At 46.9% G+C, this 2,664-nt stretch carries 2 protein-coding genes and 1 pseudogene; all 3 read right to left on the bottom strand.

Annotation, left to right across the window (positions count from 1 at the left end):
• Positions 1-277 (bottom strand): annotated as a pseudogene (locus tag JCM12259_RS15585) (DUF6261 family protein); the annotation flags it as partial.
• Positions 278-535: 258 nt separating this feature from the next.
• Positions 536-2,161: a hypothetical protein gene (locus tag JCM12259_RS12575; RefSeq protein ID WP_025066702.1), complete on the bottom strand. Its 1,626-nt coding sequence runs from the start codon at positions 2,159-2,161 to the stop codon at positions 536-538.
• A 28-nt stretch (positions 2,162-2,189) separates the two neighbouring features.
• Positions 2,190-2,360 (bottom strand): hypothetical protein, encoded by a 171-nt coding sequence (locus tag JCM12259_RS16835; RefSeq protein ID WP_156409629.1) that lies wholly within the window; start codon positions 2,358-2,360, stop codon positions 2,190-2,192.
• Positions 2,361-2,664 lie beyond the last annotated feature (304 nt).

Raw genomic sequence — 2,664 nt, 5'->3', positions numbered from 1 at the left:
CCTTATCCTCGCTTCGTTTCTGCATTTCGACGAGCAGGCTCAAGGCATAATAAGCATTATCGCGCGCGTTGTCGAGCAACTCGAGTTCTTCGGTGCCGTCGAGCACGCGGGGCTGGTTGAGTGCCAAATCTTCCTTAGCCACGGCAGCCGTGAGCGGCCCCAACACAGCAGTTAGTTTCGGCACATTCGCTTCCTTGCAAAGCTGTAGCACGCGGTCAGCAAACTGATAATGCTCCATGTTTTGGAGCCGACTTCTCATAAAATCTTTTAATTTCATAGTTTTGTTGTTTAGGAAGTTAATATTTATAGTTTATAAAAGGTTTGAAAGGCCGTTTTCTTTGTTTCGAGGTCGGCGTAGGGCTACGCCGTGCCCAATTTACCGTTTTTAGCTCGGCGTAGAGGTACGACAGGTTCCCGGCACTGATTTCTGCCTCGCGTACCCCTACGCCGCGCTCTTTTTACTGTTTTCTGCTCGTCGTAGGGGTACGACAGCTTCCCATCACTGATTTGGGCCCGTCGTACCCCTACGCTGAGATTAATACTTCACGAAGGGGCGGACGTTATTAAAATGAATGTATTTATTGTATGTATAGAACTCTATATGTTTAAAGTAACAAAAGGCGACGCCATGCTCGGAGGAATCGCATTCTGTACTTGCTAGATATGGAGCAGTTGGTAGGCCCCAATTGCCGGGTATTTGTTCAAAAGCAAGACTAGCTAAATTACCATACCAGACATATTGGTGATTAATTTGAGTCATTTCCGTTTTATCGCCGAAACCCAAAGGATAAACCCATTTAAAATCGCTCAGCGATGGTAAGTACCATTTCAATGCAGGAGTACCGGTATAAGTTACGCCAGGATCATAGTCGGCTGCGTTCTTAAAGGCAGGGAAGTCAGGATTCAACCCCTTCACCTTATTGCCGGTTACAGCACTTGTACTGTAGTTTGGATCCCATGTCTCATCATAGCCGCTTGTAGCCAGGCTGTTTAATGCATCAGCAAGATTTGTCACCATGTGTGTGTTGGCCTGCGTATAATAATATGGGCTAGTTTCTTTACACCAACGCATTACCGATAATCCATGTAGAGCTACACCTATATGGCTATCTTTATCTAGAACTACCGCAACGGGTGTTTTGGTGCCGCCACCCGATGTTGTTTCTTTAAAGTAGCCAGTGGTACCGTCGCTCATTAAATAAGTGAACTGCGGTTTTAGCTTGATTTTGACGAAATATGACTTACCTGGTTGCATTAATAAGGTGGCACTGAGTTGTGGAATAGTTCCTGTGAGCGGTTTCCAAAATACGGTGCCGGCTGAAAAGTTTAGTTTAAGTTTATTGCCCTCGGTAGTTGGGAGGAAGTAATGATAATCAGCACATGTAGAAGTATAGGAATAGTTTTCCCCATAATTCGAAGCTACGTATTTTGTTTCGGTGCTGGCTGGAGAATTGTTGGTTTCTGGAGCTATGGCTCCGTTGGTACCGATGTAAGACTTTGTTGTTGGATTGTAGACTACACTTGTGGGGATTACGTTGGAAGCCGTAGCTTCAAGCGTAGCGGTGATATTGCTTGGCATGTCTTTCTTGCAAACGAATTGCGTGCGCAGACGGCAACCGACGTGCTTCATCGTGAATTGCACTTGTATGGGTGTAGGGCCAGTGATAGTAACCGTGGCAAAGCCCATGCGCGCAGTTTCTGCTTTAGCACGTGTGGTGGTTAGGTTCGTGCCGCTGACGGTTACGTCGTCGTTAAAGGCAACAAAGTCGTAGGTGCCGTATGGGAGCATGAGTTTCTTACTGGAGCTGGCGTCAGGCGTGAATGTGCCGCCGCTAAACGTGCCTTTCATTTCGTCTTTGAGTGCGCCGGCTTGGTAAGCACGGATGGTGTAGTGCCCGTTGGCGGGCGTCAGTGCGCCGCGCGTCTTTGCTGCTGGTTCACTCTCTACCGTTATCTCGGCTTCACAATCGCCCAGGTCAACGATCTGCGGCTTCGCTCCTGCTGCGTTGGCGCGTGTTACGGCTTCATCCTCGCCGAAATCTTCGTTGGTAAAGCTGAATTGTACAGCTTGTGTAGGTTCTTTCTGTTCGTTATTCTCGTCATTGCTGCAGCTCGCTGTGAATAACAGCAGCGCTGCGCTTAAAAATATATACTTCTTCATGTTGTTGTCTTGTTTTACTTTCTACTTACTACTCAAATTCATATTCTCCTCCGTCGACATCTTCATCCGGATCCCAATCCTCTTCTTGCGAACCGGGGTGCGGGCGCACCGACGTACAAACAAATTGCTCTGTCGCCGCTTCGACGACATGGCATTCGGGCTTCAGATAAGCCATTAAACTCTCTACTTGTTTCTTCATTATTTCGTGTTGTTTTGAGTGAATAATTCGTGAAAATTTCCCCCTTGCTCGGTTGGCAAAAGGGCATAAAAAGAAGAACAAAGGGAACTCTCGGTAGCCCTTTGTTTATTGGTGTTCAACTGTCTCCTTACGCGCGCGCGTAAGATAAAGCCGTGAAGGTGTCTACGCCAGGTGCGATGTGTGTGTGTGTGTGTGTGTGTGTGTTAAGATCTTTTCCGAGATATGCAAATATAAAGCGTTTAAAAGATGCAAGAGAATTGGAGTTCTTTTGCATCGATGCGCTGCTGGTTATATTTGCTTTTTT

The sequence above is a fragment of the Hoylesella enoeca JCM 12259 genome, from assembly GCF_000613405.1.
Taxonomy (GTDB): domain Bacteria; phylum Bacteroidota; class Bacteroidia; order Bacteroidales; family Bacteroidaceae; genus Prevotella; species Prevotella enoeca.
The sequence above is the reverse complement of the archived record's forward strand: the minus strand, read 5'-3'. Positions and strand labels throughout refer to the sequence as shown.

Coding starts and splice junctions, on each gene's coding strand:
- JCM12259_RS12575 (WP_025066702.1), bottom strand. CDS start 2,161: ATGAAGAAGTATATATTTTTAAGCGCAGCGCTGCTGTTATTCACAGCG.
- JCM12259_RS16835 (WP_156409629.1), bottom strand. CDS start 2,360: ATGAAGAAACAAGTAGAGAGTTTAATGGCTTATCTGAAGCCCGAATGC.